18 protein-coding genes are annotated in these 16,876 nt (G+C 72.0%); 8 read left to right on the top strand and 10 right to left on the bottom strand.

Annotation, left to right across the window (positions count from 1 at the left end):
- Positions 1-18: 18 nt before the first annotated feature.
- Positions 19-1,416 (bottom strand): PepSY-associated TM helix domain-containing protein, encoded by a 1,398-nt coding sequence (locus tag H293_RS0106240; protein WP_020117024.1) that lies wholly within the window; start codon positions 1,414-1,416, stop codon positions 19-21.
- A gap of 118 nt (positions 1,417-1,534) precedes the next feature.
- Here H293_RS0106240 and H293_RS0106235 point away from each other — a divergent pair, with 118 nt between their 5' ends.
- Entirely contained in the window at positions 1,535-2,182 is a 648-nt protein-coding gene (locus H293_RS0106235) for a peptide deformylase (protein WP_028807599.1), read from the top strand.
- A 169-nt stretch (positions 2,183-2,351) separates the two neighbouring features.
- Here H293_RS0106235 and H293_RS0106230 read toward each other — a convergent pair whose 3' ends face one another.
- A complete protein-coding gene (locus tag H293_RS0106230; RefSeq protein ID WP_020117022.1) occupies positions 2,352-3,791 on the bottom strand; it encodes a dihydrolipoyl dehydrogenase family protein in 1,440 nt (479 codons plus the stop codon).
- Between the two features lie 144 nt (positions 3,792-3,935).
- Between H293_RS0106230 and trxA the strand changes: the two genes are divergently transcribed.
- Positions 3,936-4,322: a thioredoxin gene (gene trxA / locus H293_RS0106225; RefSeq protein ID WP_020117021.1), complete on the top strand. Its 387-nt coding sequence runs from the start codon at positions 3,936-3,938 to the stop codon at positions 4,320-4,322.
- Positions 4,323-4,325: 3 nt separating this feature from the next.
- Here trxA and H293_RS0106220 read toward each other — a convergent pair whose 3' ends face one another.
- The 4 genes from H293_RS0106220 to H293_RS0106205 are packed head-to-tail and all read right to left on the bottom strand — an operon-like array spanning position 4,326 to position 8,756.
- Positions 4,326-5,762 carry a benzaldehyde dehydrogenase gene (locus tag H293_RS0106220; RefSeq protein WP_020117020.1) on the bottom strand — a complete coding sequence of 479 codons (1,437 nt, stop codon included), beginning with the start codon at positions 5,760-5,762 and terminating at the stop codon, positions 4,326-4,328.
- Positions 5,763-5,792: 30 nt separating this feature from the next.
- On the bottom strand, positions 5,793-6,971 hold the full coding sequence (locus H293_RS0106215; RefSeq protein ID WP_020117019.1) for a 4-hydroxybenzoate 3-monooxygenase: 1,179 nt from the start codon (positions 6,969-6,971) through the stop codon (positions 5,793-5,795).
- Between the two features lie 16 nt (positions 6,972-6,987).
- Entirely contained in the window at positions 6,988-8,016 is a 1,029-nt protein-coding gene (locus H293_RS0106210) for a LacI family DNA-binding transcriptional regulator (protein ID WP_028807598.1), read from the bottom strand.
- A gap of 59 nt (positions 8,017-8,075) precedes the next feature.
- Complete coding sequence (locus H293_RS0106205; RefSeq protein WP_020117017.1) at positions 8,076-8,756, bottom strand: TetR/AcrR family transcriptional regulator; 681 nt, start codon at positions 8,754-8,756, stop codon at positions 8,076-8,078.
- A 102-nt stretch (positions 8,757-8,858) separates the two neighbouring features.
- On the opposite strand from H293_RS0106205, the gene H293_RS0106200 reads away from it, so the two are divergent.
- On the top strand, positions 8,859-9,422 hold the full coding sequence (locus tag H293_RS0106200) for an NAD(P)H-dependent oxidoreductase (RefSeq protein ID WP_020117016.1): 564 nt from the start codon (positions 8,859-8,861) through the stop codon (positions 9,420-9,422).
- A gap of 98 nt (positions 9,423-9,520) precedes the next feature.
- On the opposite strand, the gene H293_RS0106195 is transcribed toward H293_RS0106200, so the two are convergent.
- On the bottom strand, positions 9,521-10,426 hold the full coding sequence (locus H293_RS0106195) for a LysR family transcriptional regulator (protein ID WP_033415242.1): 906 nt from the start codon (positions 10,424-10,426) through the stop codon (positions 9,521-9,523).
- Between the two features lie 118 nt (positions 10,427-10,544).
- Between H293_RS0106195 and H293_RS0106190 the strand changes: the two genes are divergently transcribed.
- A complete protein-coding gene (locus tag H293_RS0106190; protein ID WP_020117014.1) occupies positions 10,545-10,751 on the top strand; it encodes a hypothetical protein in 207 nt (68 codons plus the stop codon).
- Positions 10,752-11,009: 258 nt separating this feature from the next.
- Here the strand turns inward: H293_RS0106190 and H293_RS0106185 are convergent, their stop codons facing one another.
- Positions 11,010-11,717: a TIGR03560 family F420-dependent LLM class oxidoreductase gene (locus H293_RS0106185; RefSeq protein ID WP_020117013.1), complete on the bottom strand. Its 708-nt coding sequence runs from the start codon at positions 11,715-11,717 to the stop codon at positions 11,010-11,012.
- On the opposite strand from H293_RS0106185, the gene H293_RS0106180 reads away from it, so the two are divergent.
- Entirely contained in the window at positions 11,718-12,707 is a 990-nt protein-coding gene (locus H293_RS0106180) for a helix-turn-helix domain-containing protein (protein ID WP_020117012.1), read from the top strand. It begins immediately after the preceding gene.
- A gap of 23 nt (positions 12,708-12,730) precedes the next feature.
- On the opposite strand, the gene H293_RS0106175 is transcribed toward H293_RS0106180, so the two are convergent.
- Positions 12,731-13,084, bottom strand: coding sequence for a hypothetical protein (locus H293_RS0106175; protein WP_020117011.1), 354 nt, complete (start codon positions 13,082-13,084; stop codon positions 12,731-12,733).
- 183 nt (positions 13,085-13,267) lie between these two features.
- Between H293_RS0106175 and H293_RS0106170 the strand changes: the two genes are divergently transcribed.
- Both H293_RS0106170 and H293_RS0106165 read left to right on the top strand, forming a co-directional pair.
- Positions 13,268-13,726 carry a MarR family winged helix-turn-helix transcriptional regulator gene (locus tag H293_RS0106170; RefSeq protein WP_020117010.1) on the top strand — a complete coding sequence of 153 codons (459 nt, stop codon included), beginning with the start codon at positions 13,268-13,270 and terminating at the stop codon, positions 13,724-13,726.
- Positions 13,727-13,910: 184 nt separating this feature from the next.
- Positions 13,911-15,104 carry a CaiB/BaiF CoA transferase family protein gene (locus H293_RS0106165; RefSeq protein ID WP_020117009.1) on the top strand — a complete coding sequence of 398 codons (1,194 nt, stop codon included), beginning with the start codon at positions 13,911-13,913 and terminating at the stop codon, positions 15,102-15,104.
- Positions 15,105-15,113: 9 nt separating this feature from the next.
- Here the strand turns inward: H293_RS0106165 and H293_RS0106160 are convergent, their stop codons facing one another.
- Complete coding sequence (locus tag H293_RS0106160; protein WP_020117008.1) at positions 15,114-15,821, bottom strand: SDR family NAD(P)-dependent oxidoreductase; 708 nt, start codon at positions 15,819-15,821, stop codon at positions 15,114-15,116.
- Between the two features lie 103 nt (positions 15,822-15,924).
- On the opposite strand from H293_RS0106160, the gene H293_RS0106155 reads away from it, so the two are divergent.
- Positions 15,925-16,797, top strand: a complete 873-nt coding sequence (locus tag H293_RS0106155; protein ID WP_028807597.1) for a helix-turn-helix transcriptional regulator — start codon at positions 15,925-15,927, stop codon at positions 16,795-16,797.
- The last annotated feature ends 79 nt before the right edge of the window (positions 16,798-16,876 follow it).

Below are 16,876 nucleotides of genomic sequence, written 5' to 3'. Positions count from 1 at the left end.
CGGGACAGCACGTAGGTCTCAGGTCGCGGCCACGCCCTTCCTGCCCCTCCGGTGCGCGATCTCGCCGAGGATCACATCGGCGACGACGAAGCCGGCCAGCGGAATGCCGAGCAATGGCACGAAGTAGCCGAGGACGGCGACGACCACCACGCCGGGCACCAGGATCTGCGGCGGGACCTGCTGCCAGGCGCCGCGCGGGATCGGCCGGCCGAAGGCGGAGCCCCGGCCGCGCTGCCACCACATGCGGTAGCCCCACACGATCAGCAGGACCAGCGACAGCGCGAGGACCATCAGGACGAGCTGGTTGACCAGCCCGAACAGGACTCCGGTGTGCAGGTCGATGCCCCAGCGGGTCAGCTTGGCGAGCAGCGGGTAGTCCGCGAACCGCACGGTGTCGGTGACCTCGCCGCTGCTCGGGTCGACGGCGACCGAGTCCTGCTTCTCGGGCCAGCTGCGCTGCACCTGCCGTACGACATAGGCCGACGACGCGTCGGCGGGCGGCACGATCTCGACGGGGTCGCCGAGGCCTTCGGCGCGGGCCGCGGCCAGCACCTTGTCGAGGCCGACGCCGTGCTCGGCGTCCCCGGCCGAGGCGGACGCGCCGTGGCCCGAGTGGTCGCCGCCCGCGGCCGCGGAGACGGAGGGCGTGGACTGGCCGAGCGAGGTGCGCAGTTCGTCGATGTTGGCGCCGGCGTACGTCGACCAGGTCAGTCCGGTGGCCGACAGGAAGAAGAACCCGGCGGCCGCCCAGACGCCGACGCTGCCGTGCAGGCCCAGGGTGCGACGGCGCCCGCTGGTGCCGCGGACCTTGCGCAGGGCGCGGCGGCGGGAGAACCACAGCACGATGCCGCCGCCCGCGATCACCCACAGCCAGCTGGCGGCGAACTCGCTGTAGAGGCGGCCGTTCTCGCCGAGGTGCAGGTCGCGGTGGAACTCGTCGATCCAGGTCCGCAGCGGCAGCGCTCCGGTCGAGCCGTACTGCTCCAGCGTGCCGCGGACCTTCCCGGTGTACGGGTCGACGAACACGGCCAGGGTGTGGTTCGGGTCGACTCCCTTCACCCCTGACAGCAGCACCCGGGTCGTCGCGTCGGCCGCGGGCGAGGGGCGTATCGCCGAGACCGTGCCCTCGGGGTGCGCCTTGCGGGCGGCGTCCACCTGGTCGGAGACGGGCAGCTTGCTGGCGCCGACGGCGGCGACGGTCATCTCGTCCCGGTAGGCGATCTTCTCGGCCTGGAAGGCACCCGCGTACAGGAACCCGGTGACGGCGGCGACGAGCAGAAAGGGCGCCACGAAGACACCGGCGTAGAAGTGCAGACGCAGCACGAGCGGGCGCAGCGGGGCCCATCTGCCGGGGGCCGGCGCCGGGGCGGCCGGCTGCGGGACCCCGTCCTTGGTGGTCGAGGGGGCGATGGACATCGGCGGCTTCTCCGAGGGCTGGGGACGGGGGCGGTCCAGTAGTCGGAGGAAGGGGGCGTCAGGTTCCCGGGCCCCGAAGTGACCTGCGTCACAAGGCACTCCGTGGCATCCTGGCGCGATGTCAACTCCGAGTCATCGCGCGCCCCTTGCCGAGCTGGTCGAGGAACTCCTGGCCACGGACGGTCCGCTGCCGATCGTGGCGGCCGGCGAGCCGGTCCTGCGAGGCGGCACCGAGCGTTACGACGGCCAGCTGGACCCCGCGCTGCTGTCCCGCTTCGTCGAGGCACTGCGTCTGACCATGCACGCGGCGCCGGGTGTGGGACTGGCCGCCCCGCAGGTGGGGGTGCCGCTGCGCATCGCGGTCGTCGAGGACCCGGCGCCCGTACCGGAAGAGGTACGGCTGGCGCGCGGGCGGGTGCCGCAGCCGTTCCGGGTCCTGGTCAATCCGTCGTACGAGCCGGTCGGCACCGAGCGGGTGGCGTTCTTCGAGGGATGTCTGAGTGTGCCGGGGTGGCAGGCCGTGGTGGCGCGGCCCGCCGAGGTCAGGCTGACGTGCGAGGACGAGAACGGCCGCGCGGTGGACGAGGTGTTCGGCGGCTGGCCCGCGCGGATCGTCCAGCACGAGACGGACCATCTCGACGGCGTGCTCTATCTCGACCGCGCCGAACTTCGCTCGCTGTCCTCCAACCAGACGGTGGCCGAGCGCTGGACGCAGCCGACGCCGGAGCTGGCGGCCGCGTCCCTCGGCTTCGAGCTGCCGGGCTGACGGACGGCTGCGTGGGCCTGCCGGGATCCGCGGGTCGGCGATGGTGCGGAAGCCTTCCGCACCCTTCCCCGCTCCCGCTGACCCACGTCGAGCGCGCACCCACGATGGGCCGGCCTGGGACGGGCACCGATCCCGCCGGCGCCGTCCCGGCCGAGCACCCCGAGCGCCGTCAGTTGTCCCGGTACGCCTCCAGCAGCCGCAGCCACACCTCGCTGATCGTCGGATACGCCGGGACCGCGTGCCACAGCCTGCTGATCGGGACCTGCCCGGCGACCGCGATCGTCGCGGAGTGGATCAGTTCGCCGACGCCGGGTCCGACGAAGGTGACGCCGAGGAGGATCTCGCGTTCCAGGTCGACGACCATGCGGGCGCGGCCGCGGTAGCCGTCGCCGTAGAGGCCGGCGCCCGACACCGAGGCGAGGTCGTAGTCGACCGCGCGGACCCGGTGGCCCGCCTGCTCGGCCTCCGCCAGGGAGAGACCCACGGAGGCGGCCTCCGGGTCGGTGAAGACGACCTGGGGTACGGCGTCGTGGTCGGCGGTCGCGGCGTGGGCTCCCCACGCGTCCGACTGGACGGAGGCTCCCGAGGCGCGGGCGGAGATGGCGGCGCCGGCGATGCGGGCCTGGTACTTGCCCTGGTGGGTGAGGAGCGCGCGGTGGTTGACGTCGCCGACCGCGTAGAGCCAGTCGCTGCCGGTCACACGGAGGCTGTCGTCGACCTCCAGCCAGCTGCCGGGCTCCCGGCCGATGGTGTCGAGGCCTATGTCGTCGGTGTGCGGGGCGCGTCCGGTGGCGAAGAGGATCTCGTCGGCCTCGATGCGGTCACCGGTGCCGGTGACGACCACGACCGTGCCGTTCTCCCGGGTGACCGACTCGACCGAGGTACCGGTGCGGACGTTCACCCCCGCTTCGGTGAGCGCCTCGGCGACGAGCTCGCCCGCGAACGGCTCCATGCGGTTGAGCAGGCCCTTGCCACGCACCAGGAGCGTCACCTGTGAGCCGAGGGCCTGCCAGGCCGTGGCCATCTCGGTGGCGACCACTCCCCCGCCGACCACGACCAGGCGTCCGGGTGCCGCCTTGGCGCTGGTGGCCTCGCGGCTGGCCCAGGGCTTGACCTCGTCGAGGCCCGGCAGGTCGGGCAGCACGGCCCGGGTGCCGGTGCAGACGGCCACGGCGTGCCGGGCGGTCAGTACCTTCTGTGTGCCGTCGGGGGCGGTGACCGTGACCGTGCGCTCCCCGCTGAGACGGCCGTGGCCGCGGTGGATCTCGGCGCCGATGCTCTCCAGCCAGCGGACCTGGCCGTCGTCCTTCCAGTCCGAGGCCCAGTAGTCCCGGCGGGCGAGGACCGCGGCCGCGTCGAGGGGGCCCTGCACCGAGGCGCTCAGACCGGGCAGGCGGCGCGCGTCCGCCTGGGCGATCACCGGCCGCAGCAGGGCCTTGCTGGGCATACAGGCCCAGTAGGAACACTCTCCGCCGATCAGCTCGCTCTCCACGACCGCGGTGGAGAGGCCGGCCGCGCGGGTGCGGTCGGCCACGTTCTCCCCCACGGGCCCGGCACCGAGCACCACGACGTCGTAGGTGCTGTGGGCGATGTTTTCCGTTTCCGTCATGGGCCCAGTCTGGTGGGTGGTGTGCGCTCGGGCCACCAGGGGTACGCGCGCCGGACACCGAGAGGCGACAGCTGTGGAATACCCGGCCGACAAGCCGTGTTGTGCCGACGGCTTTGCTCCGAGACCAGGAAGAGGGATTACGTCATGAGCAGCACCGTGGAGCTCACCAAGGAGAACTTCGACCAGATGGTCACGGACAACGAGTTCCTCCTGATCGACTTCTGGGCGGCCTGGTGCGGCCCTTGCCGCCAGTTCGCGCCGGTCTACGAGAAGGCCGCCGAGGACAACCCCGACCTGGTGTTCGGCAAGGTGGACACCGAGGCGCAGCCGGAGCTGGCCGCGGCCTTCGGTATCCAGTCGATTCCGACACTGATGATCGTCCGCGACCAGGTCGCGGTGTTCGCCCAGCCCGGCGCGCTGCCCGAGTCCGCCCTGACGGACGTCATCGGGCAGGCCCGCAAGCTCGACATGGACGAGGTCCGCAAGTCCGTGGCCGAGCAGCAGGCCCAGGCCGGGCAGAACGACCAGTAGTTCTCAGAACGGGTACGTCGCCACGTCCGCTCGTACCGTCGTCCAGCGCACGTCGGTGAAGGCCTCCACATTGGCCTCGCCGCCGAATCGGGCGCCGGTGCCGGACGCGGCGATACCACCGAAGGGCGCGACCGCCTCGTCGTTCACGGTCTGGTCGTTGATGTGCACGATGCCGGTCGGGATCCGCTCCGCGAGGTCCAGACCGCGGGCCGCGTCCCCGGTGACGATGCCGAGCGAGAGGCCGTAGGGCCCCGCGGCGGCCAGCGCTGCCGCCTCGTCGACCGTGCTGAAGGACCGTACGGGAGCGACGGGGCCGAAGACCTCCTCCGCGTAGGCGGGCGTGCTGTCGTCGAGGCCCGCGAGGACCGTCGGACGGTAGAAGAGCTTCTCGTGCGTACCGCCGGCGGCCAGCTTGGCGCCCTGGGCGGTGCTGGCGTCGACCAGGCCCCGCACCTTGGCGAGCTGGTTGTCGTCGATGATCGGGCCGAGGTGGACCTGCTCCAGGTTGGGGTCGCCGACGGCGAGCGAGTCGGCCTTCGCCGCCAGCCGCTCGACGTACTCCTCGTACAGCGACGCGTGGACCAGGTGGCGGCCCGTGGTCATGCAGATCTGGCCCTGGTGGAAGAAGGATCCCCAGGCCGCCGTGGAGATCACGGCCTCGATGTCGGCGTCCTCCAGGACGATCAGCGCGGAGTTGCCGCCGAGTTCCAGGTGGGCGCGCTTGAGGTGGCGTCCGGCCGCCTCCCCCACCGCACGGCCCGCCGCGGTCGAACCGGTGAAGGAGATGACGGGGACACGCGGATCGGCGACCAGGGCCTGGCCGACGTCCGGGCCGCCGGGCAGGACGTGGAACAGCCCCTCGGGCAGCCCGGCCTCGGCGAAGACCGCGGCGAGCGAGAGGCCGCCGCAGACCGCGGTGCGCGGGTCGGGCTTGAGGATCACGGCGTTGCCGAGGGCGAGGGCCGGGGCGACGGAGCGGATCGAGAGGATCAGCGGGGCGTTGAAGGGCGCGATCACGCCCACCACGCCGACCGGGACCCGGCGGGTGTAGGACAGCCGGGGCGCCTCGCTGGGCAGGACCTGGCCGGCGGGGCGAGAGGCGAGGGCGGCGGCCTCGTAGCACTCCTGGGCGGCCACGTGCAGCTCGAAGTCGGCCTTGCCGGGGATCGACCCGGACTCGCGGACGAGCCATCCGCGCAGCTCGTCGGCGTGCGCGGCGAACAGGTCGCCGGCCTTGCGCAGCACCCCGGCGCGGACGAAGTGCGGAAGCCGGGCCCACTCGCTCTGGGCGGCGCGGGCGGCCTCGGCGGAGTGCTCCACGTCCTCGCCCGAGGCGAGGGAGACGGTGGCGAGCGTGTCGCCGGTCGCGGGCTCGGTGACCGCGTACTCAGGTCCCGACAGGGGGTGGGGCTGCCAGCTCTTGGGGTCGAGCAACGACATGACGGCTCTCCGTTCGATCACCGGTGGGACTCACACGGGGAGCGGTAGTCCCGTGTAATTCGCGGCCAGTTCGGCGGCCGCATGGCGGGATGCGGTGATATGGCGCAGCCGTGCGAGCTGCATCCGGCTCTCGAACGCATCCCCATTTGGTTGAGCATGCAACATCCTAGTCATCTCGTACGAGAACCGCGTGGCCTGCCACACACGAGACAGACACAAATCCGAATACCTGTCGATCAGTTGTGTCGATCCTGTGCGGTGCACATCGGTCAGGGCCCGGGCGAGCAGGGACACGTCCGACACGGCGAGGTTGAGCCCCTTCGCCCCGGTCGGCGGCACTATGTGCGCGGCGTCGCCGGCGAGCAGGAGACGGCCGTGCCGCATCGGTTCGTGGACGTGACTGCGCATGGGCGTCACGGACTTGGCGGTGATCGGCCCCCTCGCGAGGGTCCAGTCGGCGTCGATCGCGAAGCGGGCGGCGAGCTCGTCCCAGATCCGCTCGTCGGACCAGTCGTCCGGGTCGGTGCCGTTGGGGACCTGGAGATAGAGCCGGGACACGGCAGGCGAGCGCATGCTGTGCAGGGCGAAGCCGCGCTCCCCGCGGGCGTAGATCAACTCCTCGCAGGACGGGGCGACATCGGCGAGGATCCCGAGCCAGGAGTACGGGTAGTCGTGCGCGTACGTCCGGCCGGCCCCCGGCGGGAAGGTCCCGCGCGAGATGCCGTGGAAGCCGTCGCAGCCCGCGATCCAGTCGCAGGTCAGCGTCTGTTCGCGGCCCTCGTGGAGGAACCGCACCACGGGTGCGTCGCTCTCCGGCTTCTCGACCGCCAGGGCCTTGGCCTCGAACAACAGCGGTGGCCCCTCGGCCAGTTGGAGCGCGACCAGGTCCTTCACGATCTCGGTCTGGGCGTAGATGGTGACGGTACGGCCGCCGGTGAGGACGGGGAAGTCGAGGTGGTGCCGCTCCCCGGCGAAGCGCAGCTCGATGCCCTGGTGGACGAGCCCCTCGGCGTCCAGCCGCCCGGCGGCGCCGGCCGCGCGCAGGGCGTCGACCGTGCCCTGCTCCAGCATCCCGGCGCGCTGGCGGTGCTCGACGTACTCCCGCGTCCTGCTCTCCAGGACCACACAGTCGACGCCGGCCAGGTGCAGCAGGCGGGCGAGAAGCAGTCCGGCGGGGCCGCCGCCGATGATCCCGACCGTGGTGCGCATGGCAGGCCTCCCTGCGTCAGCTGGAGTCGCGGTGCACCACCGTGGCCCCCAGCACCGTGTGCGTCTCGGTCGCGGCGCCCGGTTCGCGCACCGCGCGGTCGACCAGTTCGGCGAGGTCACGGCCGGACGGGAGCTCGATGTGGACCGTGCTCAGCCTGGGCCGCAGCAGCCGGCCGAGGAGCAGGTCGTCGGCACCGATCACCGCCGTGTCCTCCGGGATGCGCACACCCTCGTCCTGGAGGGCGCGCATTAACAGCATCGCGTATTCGTCGTTGTACGCGAACACGGCGTCGAGGCCGAGGTCCCGCCAGCGCACGGCGAGCTTGGCCGCGGCCTGCTCCTCGTAGGCGAGGGGCAGCTCGGTCAGCGTGGCGTCCGTGCCCTGGAGAGCACGGCGCACACCGGCGAGGCGGGGCAGCGAGAAGGCCTCCAGGCCGGACTCCTCGGGCACCACGACACCGATCCGGCGCCGGCCGCGGGCGTACAGGTGGGCGGCGGCACTGTGGCCGACGCCCGAGTGGTCCATGAGCAGGGCGTGGGCCCCCTCGACCGCCTCGGGGGCAACGGTGACCACGGCCCGGGCGCCGGAGCGCCGGAGCAGGGCCACGCCCTGCGGGCCGAGTTCCACGCCGGGCACCAGGACGGCGACCGGGCGCAGCTCGGCCCAGGCGCGGGCCGCCTCGTCGCCCTGGAGGCCGACACTGCCGTACTGGACGACCGTGTAGTCCAACCGGCCCAGGGCCCACTGGAGTTCACTGATGAACTGGCTGTAGAGCGGGCCCACCGGGATGGACGGGGCGGGCATCAGGACCATCCGGCTGTGGCCGGCGCGCAGGCTGCGGGCGGCCGCGTGCGGGACGTACCCGAGTTCCTTGGCGGCCTCGTGGACACGGCGGCGCGTGGGCTCGCTGATCCGGACGGCGCTGGTGTTGTTGAGGACGTAGGAGACGGTCGCACGCGAGACGCCGGCCACGCGGGCCACATCGGCGCTCGTGGGAACCGGGCGCGTGACCGAGGACGCGGACGTGTTCTGTATCTGCACCATGACGATCGTCATCTTTGCAGAAGCTGTGACGGTTCCCACATCGGGGGTTGACGCGTCGCTCAGCGCGGCACGTCGGCGCCGGTCACCCGGGTGACGAGGTCGTTCCAGCCGGCTTCCAGGCGCTCCAACGGCATTCCGCGCTGCCGGGTGAGGTGGTGGATGAGGGCCGGGTCGAGATACCCCATCAGCGTCTGGGCCAGCAGGTCGCAGTCGGCGTCCGGGAGGATCTGGCGCAGCAGCATGGTGGTGTGCATGTGCAGCGCCCGGGTCGACGGGTGGGAGTGGCGGCGGGTCGGCTCCGCCTGCGCGGCCAGCAGCAGGTCCAGCTGTTCGGCGGAGCGATACAGCACGGCCACGCCGAGCGCCCGCAGCCGGTCCACCGCGGGGGCGCCGGGACCCAGGGGCGGCGGCCCGCCGAGGAAGTCCGCCTGGAGCGTGTGCGCGGAGTGGTCCAGCAGGGCCATGAGCAGTCCGGTGCGGTCGCCGAAGCGGCGGAAGACGGTGCCCTTGCCGACGCCGGCCGCGGTGGCCACCGCCTCCATGGTGACTCCCGCCACACCGTGCTCCGCGATCAGCCGGGTCGCGGCCTCCAGCAGACGGGCACGGTTGCGGGCCGCGTCGGCACGAAGGCAGGGCTCGTCGGGCGCGGAACCGACGTCCAGCAGTCGGGGCGCGCCGAAGGGCTCCTGAGGCTTCGGGAACGGCGGCAGGGTCGCGGACATGAACCCAGCGTAAAGCATCGGGAAGAAAACTGGACCCTGGTCCGTTTAAGATGCTAGAAACGTAACCGGACCCCGGTCCGGAACGTTACCGCCGTGTTTCAGCCCCCCTTGGAGTTACGCATGTCTGTTCGCATCCTGGCGCTCGTCGGATCCCTTCGCGCCGGTTCGCACAACCGTCAGCTCGCCGAGGCGGCCGTCAAGCACGCCCCCGAGGGCGCGGAGGTCGTGCTCTACGAAGGCCTGGCCGAGATCCCCTTCTACAACGAGGACATCGACGTCGAGGGCAACGTCCCCGCGGCCGCCGCCAAGCTGCGCGAGGCCGCCCAGGCCTCCGACGCGTTCCTGCTCTTCTCCCCCGAGTACAACGGCACCATCCCCGCCGTCCTGAAGAACGCCATCGACTGGCTGTCGCGTCCGTACGGCGCCAGCGGTTTCGGCGGCAAGCCGGTCGCCGTGGTCGGTACCGCCTTCGGTCAGTTCGGCGGCGTGTGGGCGCAGGACGAGACCCGCAAGGCCGTGGGCATCGCCGGCGGCAAGGTGCTCGAGGACGTCAAGCTGTCCATCCCGGGTTCCGTGGTCCGTTTCGCCGAGACCCACCCGGCGGACGACGCCGAGGTCGCCGCGCAGCTGACCGAGGTCGTCGCTCAGCTGCACAGCAACACGGGTGAGGTCGCCGCGGCCTGAACCTGCGGCGCGTGAACAGGTTTTCCCGGCAGGGGCCGGAGTGTTCGCACTCCGGCCCCTGCCGTGTGCTGTCCGCGGGGCGGTAAGGGCTGGTCGTCTCAAGCCACCGCCGTGGGGGCCAGGTCCCGTAGGACATCGAGTGCGACGGCGACCGCGGGGCGTTCGTGGCCGCCGCGCCGGGTGCAGGTCAGGAGCCTTCGGTGGGGGTCGCCCGCGCAGCGGACCCTCGTGATCGGCAGGTTCGGGGTGAGGTGGGCCAGGCGCGGGATCAGGGCCACGCCCAGGCGGTGGGCGACCAGGTGAGCGGTGACGTTCCAGTCCCGGGCGTGGTGGACCACGCTCGGGGTGAAGCCGGCCGCGCCGCAGGCCGACATGACGTGCGTGCGGCAGGGGCTGTCCGCGAAGGGTGCGATCCAGTCCTCGCGGGCCGCGTCCGCGAGATCCACGCGGTCGCGGTCGGCCAGCGGATGGTCCGCGGGTACGACCAGGTCGAACGGGTCGTCCAGCAGCGGCTGTTGGTCGTAACGGGTGTCGCTCAGGGGCGGGTTGTGCGGAGTCGCCTCCACCACCGCCAGATCGATGTCCCCCTCGAAGAGCAGGTCGAAGCTGTCCGGCACGCCCGTTTCCTGGATGCTGACGGTCAGCCGGCGGTGCCGTTCGCGCAGCCGGGCCGCCATCGGGGCGAGCAGGGCCGACACGGCCACGGACAGACCGCCCGCCCGCAGCGGACCCGCGGGCTCGCCGTGGTCGGCGCGCAGATCGAGTTCGGCCCGTTCCCACCGCGCCTGGATGGCGTCGGCGTGCGCGAGCAGGCTCTCGGCGGCCGGGGTGAGCCGGACCCCGCGGCCCTGGGGTTCGAGCAGGTCGACGTCCAGGTCGCGGGCGAGCTGGCGGATCTGCTGGGACGCGGCGGACGGGGTGAAGTGCAGGGCGCGGGCGGCCGCGGTGACCGTGCCGTAGTGGGCGACCGCCCTCAGGACGTGGAGCCGGCGCAGGTCAATCATGAAGCCCACGCTTCAAGGTCGGGTCCGGGAAGTCAACCTGGACGTGTACGAAGACTCCGCCGCATCCTGGATTGTGTCGCGACGGCCGTACACAGCCACGAGGTACGAGGGAGTCACCATGACCAGCACGACCCGCGCCGTCTGCCCGCACTGCGGCTGGCCGGACGGCGCCGAACCCTTCCAGGTGGTGTCCCGGCACGGCACGGCGGCGGGCGGGACGGTGTGGACCCGCTGCGCGTGCGGCTCGTTGCAGGTCCGCGTGAGCGACGGCTGCGGCACGCGCGTCGTCTCCCGCAGCCGGCCCTCCGCAGCACGGGCGGGTTAGGCCCTGTCGTTTGGATCAGGTCGGCTGTGAGGTGCGGTGCCTTCCGGCCGACCCGAGCCGGGTCTGGTGCGTGCGGCTGCCAGGCGGAGGAGGGAGTCGACGCGATGGGGGTCTCCGCTCGAGCGAAGTCGAGAGTGGGGGAGTCGGCGACCGACGACAACGCGGCTGGGGGCACCCCCTCTGGGGGAGCGCGTGCCAGACCCCGTGACGGCGGGCTGATCCAAACGACAGGGCCTAAACCAAGGCCTGTCGGGCGGATCAGTCCAGCTCCGCGAGCCGCCGTACGGCGGGTGCCGTGAAGCGTTCGATCCACTGGGCGGGGGCGCCGGTGCGCGGGGCGAGGATGACCGTGTCGATGCCGAGTTTGGTGTAGCCGGTGATGTCCTGGGTGAAGGCGTCCACGTCGCCGCCGTCGGCATCATCGACCGAGTAGGTCATGGTCTTGCGGATCTCGTCGTAGTCCCGCCCCTCGGTGTCGCAGTGGCGGCGCAGCACGTCGAGCTTGTGCGTGACCTCCTCGGGCGAGGTGGCGAAGAGGTTGCAGGCGCCGGCGTAGCGGGCGACCAGTCGGAGCGTCTTCTTCTCACCGCTGCCGCCGATCATGATCTCGGGGTGCGGGCTGCTGACCGGGGCCGGTACGCACAGGGTCTCGGCGAGCCGGTAGTGGGTGCCCTCGAAGGGGCCGTTGGCCGCCGGGTCCCACATCTGGAGGCAGATCCGCAGGGTCTCCTCCAGCCGCTCGAAGCGCTCGGCGAGGGGCGGGAACGGCACGCCGAGCCCTTCGTGCTCACGGTCGTACCAGGCGGCCCCGATACCGAGGGCGGCCCGGCCGCCGGAGAGCACGTCCAGCGTGGTCGCGATCTTGGCGAGCAGGCCGGGATGGCGGTACGTCACTCCGGTCACCAGCGCGCCAAGCCGGACCGTCTCGGTGTGGGCCGCGAGGAAGCTATGCCGCACCATGGGCATATGAGAGAGCTGGCCGGGCGGCTGACCGCCCTGGATCCGGATGCCGGAGCCGCGGTTCGGGTGATCGCCTACTTCGATCGGCTGTCCGAGTCCCGTGCCGGGCTGGAGACTCTGGTGCGGGGAGCCGCCGTGCTGGCCGGGGTGCCCGCGCGGCTGGTCGATGCCGAGCGGCGGGTGCAGGTACGGGTCGAGACCGACGGAACGCGCCGGGACTCCGGGGCGCCGCCCGACCCCGGCTGGCCCTCCGCCGCGCTCACCCCCGGTGGTGCCGCCGTGCTGTGGCTGGAGCGGGCCGGGGCGGCGCCCAGTGTCGTCGACGCGGTGATCCTCGAGCGGGCCGCGGGAGCCGTACGGATCGTTCTGGACCGTACGCGGGGACGCGCGCCCGCCGATGATCCCGCGCTGGTCGAGACCGTGCTGGATGCCGCCGCTCCCGAGGCCGCCCGGCTGCACGCCGTACGGGGGCTCGGACTGGACCCCGCGGCGCCCGCGCGTGCGCTGGCCCCGCTCGACGGGCGGCCCCGGATCGTGGCCGGGCGGACGGACGCCGAACTGCCCGCCGGGCGGGTCGGAGTGGGCCCCGCCGTGCCCGTGCTCGATCTGCCGCGGTCCTGGGCACACGCCCGCACCGCGCTACGGTTCACCGCACAGGGCACGACTCAGGATCCCGGCCCGAAGGTCGTGTACGCCGACGAACTGGGCGGCGTCGCGCTGCTGGCCGACCTCGTCGTACCGGGCGCGGAGCCGCCGCCCGACGTCCGGGCACTGGCGGCGGCGGGGTCGAGCACACCCTGGCTGCTCGCCACGCTGCACGCCGTGGTCTCGACGGTGAGCCTGCGGGCGGCTGCCGCAGAGATCAACGTCCACCACTCCACACTCCAGGACCGGCTGTCCCACGCGGAACATCTCCTGGGCTGGCCGCTGCGCACACCTCAGGGGCGACTGCGGCTGCAACTGGCCCTGGTGATGCGGAACTTGGCACGGCTGTAGCGGCGACTCACAGGCTCACCGGCTCACCGGAACTCGTGCACGACGTCGATCCGGCCGACGATGTGCGCGTTGAAGTCGTCAAGCTCCTCGGCCGGGACCCACAGTTCGAGGATCGTGCGGCCGCCCGCCTGCTGGACGGGATAGCGGCTCAGGAAGTCCGTCTCGACCTCGAAGCGGGTCACGAAGCCGGCGCCGTCGTGCTTGACGTTCCAGTCCCTGGCGATCTTGATCGCGTAGTCCTCGTCGAGGACGGGGTAGAAGATCGGCTGCTCGGGCAGCCTCGGCGGCCAGGCGCGCCAGTCGAGCTCGCGGACCAGGTCCAGCTCCTTGGGGCCGGTCGGGCGCCAGAGGGTCGTGGTGGAGGGCCGGGTCGTCATCGGAGTCGGTCGCTCTCTGCGGTGGCGGGTGGGGCGTGGGCACGCGGGCCGCGCGCGCAGGTGCGGACACGAGTACGGACGCGGGCCCCGATAGTTGCGCGCGCACTATAGAAGCAGACGCTGAAAGTTTCAGGGATGCAATATCCTGGGGGTATCCGTATCGGGACGGAGGAAGCAGGCCCCATGACCGCCACAGACCCCTCGCTCACCGCCCTCGCCCAGGGCTGGTGCGCGCTCTCCCTGCTGCACGGACGGATCGAGGCACACATCGAGAAGGCCCTGCAGTCCGCCCACGACCTCAGCGTGCGCGAGTACTCCCTGCTCGACGTCCTGGGCCGCCAGCATGACGGCGAGGGCGGACACCTGCAGATGAAACAGGTCGCCGACGCCGTCGTCCTCAGCCAGAGCGCCACCACCCGCCTGGTCACCCGCCTCGAGGACCGCGGCCTGCTCGCCCGCTACCTCTGCCCCACCGACCGCCGCGGCATCTACACCGACGTCACCGACACCGGCCGCACCCTCCTCGCCCAAGCCCGCCCCACCAACGAGAAGGCCCTCCGAGAAGCCCTCGACCAAGCCGCCACCCACCCCGAACTCGCCCCCCTGGTAAGGGCTTTGGAAGCCCACGGCGTGCCTGCCTGAGTCAGTCCCCGTTCATCGGGGTGACCGCCTCGCCCACGGCCGCCGGAACTGAGCGGCGCGCCGAGAGGGCCGTGCGAAGGGGCGCGGGCGACCTCGCCGACCGGCCTGAGGTGGTGAACGGCACAGGTCACGGGGCTGTGGCAGTCGTTGACGCCCCCTCGGGCGCGACCGTAGAAAGGGCCGCATGAGTCTGCCGCAGTTCCCCCTGTCCGGAGTCACGGTGGTCAGCCTGGAGCAGGCCGTGGCCGCGCCCTACGCGACCCGTCAGCTCGCCGACCTCGGTGCCCGGGTGATCAAGGTGGAACGGCCGGGCGACGGCGACTTCGCCCGCCGCTACGACACGACCGTGCACGGCCACTCCAGCTACTTCGTGTGGCTCAACCGGTCCAAGGAGTCGCTCACCCTGGATCTGAAGGACCCACGCGGCCTGGAGATCCTGAACCAGCTCCTCGACGGCGCCGACGTGTTCGTCCAGAACCTGGCTCCGGGCGCGGCCGACCGGCTGGGCCTGGGCGTGGACGTCCTCGCCGAGCGCCGGCCGCGGCTGATCCCGTGCACGATCTCCGGGTACGGCACGGACGGGCCGTGGGCCGACCGCAAGTCGTACGACCTGCTGGTGCAGTGTCAGACGGGCCTGGTGTCGCTGACCGGGACCGCCGAGGAGACCGCGCGGGTCGGGATCTCCGTCGCCGACATCGCGGCCGGGATGTACGCCTACAGCGGCATCCTGACCGCCCTGTACACCCGCGCCACCACCGGCAAGGCCCACGCGGTGGAGGTGTCCCTGTTCGAGGCACTGGCCGAGTGGATGAGCCAGCCGGCCAATTACACCCGCTACGGAGGCAGTCAGCCGCCGCGTCTGGGCACCCAGCACGCCACCATCGCCCCGTACGGCGCCTTCACTGCCGCCGACGGCCACGACGTGCTCTTCTCCATCCAGAACGAACGCGAGTGGATCGCCTTGTGCGCCGATTTCCTGCGGCGGCCCGAGCTGGCCGAGGATCCGCGCTTCGCCACCGGCTCGGCCCGGGTCGCTCACCGCGAGGAACTCAACGCGGTGGTCGCCGAGCGGATCGCGCGCTCCGACGCCGCGCGAGTCCTGAAGGACCTGGAGGGCATCGGCATCGCCTGCGCCGGGGTCAATGACGTCGCCGCGTTCCTCGACCACCCCGTCCTGGCGGCCCGCGGCCGCTGGCACGAGGTCGCCGTCCCCGGCGGGGCCACGGTGGAGGCGTTGCTGCCCCCGGCCGACCTCGCGGGACTGCCCGCCCGCATGGATCCGGTCCCGGGGGTGGGCGAGCACACCGATGCGATCCTCACGGAGCTCGGCCGTACCGGCGACGACATCGCGACGCTGCGTGCCGACGGGGTCGTCTGAGCCCCGCAGTCACCAGGGCAGCCGGCCCTTGGCGTCGAAGTAGCCTCCGGTCGGGCCGTCCTGGGCGACCTGTGCCATGCGGACGATGATCTCGGCGCCCTCCGCCACGGTCTGCGTGCCCGTGTTGCCGTTCAGGTCGGTCTTGGTGAAACCCGGCTCCACGGAGTTGATCCGCATGGCCGGGAAGGCCTTCGCGAACTGCACGGTGAGCATGTTGACCGCGGTCTTGGACGTCGGGTAGGCGATGCCCGGGTAGAAGTGCGCGGGGTGGTCCGGGTCGGAGAGGTGGGTCAGCGAGGCCAAACCGCTGCTGACGTTGACCACCACGGGGGCGGCCGAGCGCTGGAGCAGCGGCAGGAAGGCGTGCAGGACGCGGACGACACCGAAGACGTTCGTCTCGAAGGTGGTGCGCATCCGGTCGGCGGTCACGGTCGCCGCGACCGGCACGCTGTTGTCCTCGGTCCGTGTCTCGATACCCGCGTTGTTGATCAGGACGTCCAGGCCGCCCGCGGCCTCCAGGGTCTTGGCCGCGGCCTCGACGGAGGCGTCGTCCGTGACGTCGAGCCGCACGAACCGCGCGCCGAGTTCATCGGCGGCGCGGCGGCCGCGGCCGGCGTCACGGGCGCCGACGTAGACGGTGTGGCCGGCTTCGACGAGCCGACGGGCGGTCTCGAAGCCGAGGCCCTTGTTCGCTCCGGTGATGAGTGTTGTCGTCATGCCACCCAGATTGCTGTGGTGTGGCGGGGGCAGCCAGAAGACCCTTCTTCCTGGGACTGGGGGTACCAGGCACATCCGCGGCCCACGGTGTTGACTGAGGAGCATGGCGGCAACAGAACTGGGGCAGGCGCTGCGACGCTGGCGCGACCGGGTCCCCCCGGACGCGGCCGGACTCCCGTTGGGGGGCCATCGGCGCGCGGCGGGGTTGCGGCGCGAGGAGCTGGCCCTGCTGGCCGGTATCTCGGCCGACTACATCACCCGGCTCGAACAGGGGCGCGCGGCCAACCCGTCCGGGCAGGTCGTCGAGGCGCTGGCCCGGGCGTTGCGGCTCTCGGGGGACGAGCGGACGTACCTCTACGGTCTCGCGGGACTGGTGCCGCCGGGCCCCGACCTCGTGCCCGGCTTCATCACGCCCAGTGTGCAGCGGCTGCTGGACAGGCTGGTCGACACTCCTGTCGCGGTCTCCGACGCGGCCATGACGCTGCTGCTGGCCAACCCGATGTACGCGGCTCTGATGGGTGATCAGTCCGTCCTGCACGGCTTCGAACGCAACGGCGTGTGGCGCAACTTCACGGGCGTGCCGACCCGGGTACGGCACACCCAGGAGGAACGGCTCGCCTTCGAGGCGGGCATGGTCGCCGAACTGCGCGCGACCACTGCCCGCTATCCCGCCGACCGCCAGCTCGCTCTGCTCGTCGCGGAGTTGCGCACCAGGAGCGACAGATTCGCCGAGCTGTGGGACGCCGGGGTGGTGGGCCGTCTCGCCACCTCGCACAAGACGATCGAGCATCCGCAGGCCGGCATGCTCACGCTGGACTGCGACCTGCTCCGGGTGGAGGAGAACGACCTCCACATCCTCGTGTACTCGGCCGAGCCCGGCACCGAAGCCGCCGAGAAGCTGCGGCTGATCTCGGTGCTGGGCACGCAGAGCCTGGTGGAGAGCGGCTGGCGCGGCCGAAACGCGAAGGGAATGTGACCCACCCCACGACAGATACGCTCCCGTTTCGATAGCGCCGGGACTAGTCTGGTCCCAACGAGAACGAAACCGTTTCGTT

Origin of the sequence: Streptomyces canus 299MFChir4.1, assembly GCF_000383615.1 — a bacterium.
Classification (GTDB): Bacteria; Actinomycetota; Actinomycetes; order Streptomycetales; family Streptomycetaceae; genus Streptomyces; species Streptomyces canus_C.
This window is presented reverse-complemented; position numbering and strand designations above follow the sequence as displayed.

What these genes read in the sequence shown, in the direction of transcription:
- H293_RS0106240 (WP_020117024.1), bottom strand. Translation starts at nt 1,416, where the DNA reads ATGTCCATCGCCCCCTCGACCACCAAGGACGGGGTCCCGCAGCCGGCC.
- H293_RS0106235 (WP_028807599.1), top strand. Translation starts at nt 1,535, where the DNA reads ATGTCAACTCCGAGTCATCGCGCGCCCCTTGCCGAGCTGGTCGAGGAA.
- H293_RS0106230 (WP_020117022.1), bottom strand. Translation starts at nt 3,791, where the DNA reads ATGACGGAAACGGAAAACATCGCCCACAGCACCTACGACGTCGTGGTG.
- trxA (WP_020117021.1), top strand. Translation starts at nt 3,936, where the DNA reads ATGAGCAGCACCGTGGAGCTCACCAAGGAGAACTTCGACCAGATGGTC.
- H293_RS0106220 (WP_020117020.1), bottom strand. Translation starts at nt 5,762, where the DNA reads ATGTCGTTGCTCGACCCCAAGAGCTGGCAGCCCCACCCCCTGTCGGGA.
- H293_RS0106215 (WP_020117019.1), bottom strand. Translation starts at nt 6,971, where the DNA reads ATGCGCACCACGGTCGGGATCATCGGCGGCGGCCCCGCCGGACTGCTT.
- H293_RS0106210 (WP_028807598.1), bottom strand. Translation starts at nt 8,016, where the DNA reads ATGGTGCAGATACAGAACACGTCCGCGTCCTCGGTCACGCGCCCGGTT.
- H293_RS0106205 (WP_020117017.1), bottom strand. Translation starts at nt 8,756, where the DNA reads ATGCTTTACGCTGGGTTCATGTCCGCGACCCTGCCGCCGTTCCCGAAG.
- H293_RS0106200 (WP_020117016.1), top strand. Translation starts at nt 8,859, where the DNA reads ATGTCTGTTCGCATCCTGGCGCTCGTCGGATCCCTTCGCGCCGGTTCG.
- H293_RS0106195 (WP_033415242.1), bottom strand. Translation starts at nt 10,426, where the DNA reads ATGATTGACCTGCGCCGGCTCCACGTCCTGAGGGCGGTCGCCCACTAC.
- H293_RS0106190 (WP_020117014.1), top strand. Translation starts at nt 10,545, where the DNA reads ATGACCAGCACGACCCGCGCCGTCTGCCCGCACTGCGGCTGGCCGGAC.
- H293_RS0106185 (WP_020117013.1), bottom strand. Translation starts at nt 11,717, where the DNA reads ATGCCCATGGTGCGGCATAGCTTCCTCGCGGCCCACACCGAGACGGTC.
- H293_RS0106180 (WP_020117012.1), top strand. Translation starts at nt 11,718, where the DNA reads ATGAGAGAGCTGGCCGGGCGGCTGACCGCCCTGGATCCGGATGCCGGA.
- H293_RS0106175 (WP_020117011.1), bottom strand. Translation starts at nt 13,084, where the DNA reads ATGACGACCCGGCCCTCCACCACGACCCTCTGGCGCCCGACCGGCCCC.
- H293_RS0106170 (WP_020117010.1), top strand. Translation starts at nt 13,268, where the DNA reads ATGACCGCCACAGACCCCTCGCTCACCGCCCTCGCCCAGGGCTGGTGC.
- H293_RS0106165 (WP_020117009.1), top strand. Translation starts at nt 13,911, where the DNA reads ATGAGTCTGCCGCAGTTCCCCCTGTCCGGAGTCACGGTGGTCAGCCTG.
- H293_RS0106160 (WP_020117008.1), bottom strand. Translation starts at nt 15,821, where the DNA reads ATGACGACAACACTCATCACCGGAGCGAACAAGGGCCTCGGCTTCGAG.
- H293_RS0106155 (WP_028807597.1), top strand. Translation starts at nt 15,925, where the DNA reads ATGGCGGCAACAGAACTGGGGCAGGCGCTGCGACGCTGGCGCGACCGG.